Origin of the sequence: Micromonospora sp. NPDC047670 (assembly GCF_043204915.1) — a bacterium.
In the GTDB taxonomy this organism is placed as follows: domain Bacteria; phylum Actinomycetota; class Actinomycetes; order Mycobacteriales; family Micromonosporaceae; genus Micromonospora.
On sequence record NZ_JBIDDA010000037.1, the window covers coordinates 1 to 1173 of the forward strand.

Annotated in this window: 1 protein-coding gene and 1 pseudogene; both read right to left on the bottom strand. The window is 76.6% G+C overall.

From position 1 onward, the window contains the following. A pseudogene (locus ACGF7U_RS31780) lies at nucleotides 1-476 on the bottom strand (glycosyltransferase family 1 protein); the annotation flags it as partial. Further along, a partial coding sequence (locus tag ACGF7U_RS31785; RefSeq protein ID WP_393113084.1) for a glycosyltransferase family 9 protein occupies nucleotides 473-1173 on the bottom strand: 701 nt, incomplete at its 5' end. The pseudogene ACGF7U_RS31780 and the gene ACGF7U_RS31785, both read right to left, overlap by 4 nt.

Below are 1173 nucleotides of genomic sequence, written 5' to 3' on the forward strand. Positions count from 1 at the left end.
ACCACGGCGAGCCGCTCCAGCTCGCCGGTGTACTCCACCGCGGGTGGGACGATGCCGTGCTCGATGACGGTGGTGCGGGTGGCGCCGGTGTCCCAGAAGAGGTGGTTGAAGTGGGTGACGTGGGCGATGAGCAGGTCGTCGCGGTCGGCGAGGGGGTGGCGGCTGTGGGGGACGTTGCCGTCCTTGGGGGTGTTGTGTTCGACGTAGATGGTGGGGATGTCGCGGCCGGGGCGGCGGTGCAGCCACTGTTCGGCGAGGTCGAGTTCCTCGGGGCGTTGCAGGATGATCAGGTCGATGTCGGTGGTGGCCAGTTCGTCGGGGGTGGTCTCGACGGTGGTGTCGGGCCAGGGGTAGGTGCGGGCGCGGCCGAGGCCGTAGGGGCCGCGGTCCGGGGTGACCGGTACGAGGTAGCGGTGCTTGCCGTGCACGAACGAGGTCGTCCAGGAGCCGTGCACGTGCCAGAGCAGGATGTTCATCGGCCGCTCCCGGCCACCGCCGGCACGCCGGCCCGCACACCGCCGCCGGCCCCCGCACCGCCGCCCCCGTGGGCCGACCCGCCCGCCGGGGACACCCCGAGCAGCCGCAGCGCCTCGACGACCTGCTCCGGGTCGATGCCGCTGAGGCAGGGATGCCCGGGCACGGGGCACCGGGCGGCGCGGGTGTCCCGGCAGGGCGCCTCGGCGTCGCCGAGCCGCACGGTGGGCACCCGCCACGGGCCCCACTGCCCGAAGGGGACGGTCGGGGCGAAGAGGCTGACCACCGGAACCCCGTGGGCGGCGGCCAGGTGGGCGGGGCCGGTGTTGCCCACCACCACCGCGCCGGCCCCGGCCACGGTCGCGGCCAGGTCGGCGAGCCCGGTCCGTCCGCCCAGGTCCACCGCCACGCCGCCCGCCACCCGGGCGGTCAGCTCCCGCTCGTCCGGTCCGCCGGTGACCACCACCCGGTGACCGGCCGCGGCCAGGGTGCGGACGATCCCGGCGGCCAGCTCCGGCGGACAGCCCCGGGCCTGCGACGCCGACCCGGGGTGCAGCACTATGTAGCCCGGCGCGCCGGCCTCCGGCGGGGGCGCCGGCGCCGGGCGCAGGCGCAGTGTGGGTTCGTCGTCGGCAGCCAGCGCGAAACCGGCAGCGGCGGCGAGGGACAGGGCACGCTCCGGCTCGGGCACACCGACCG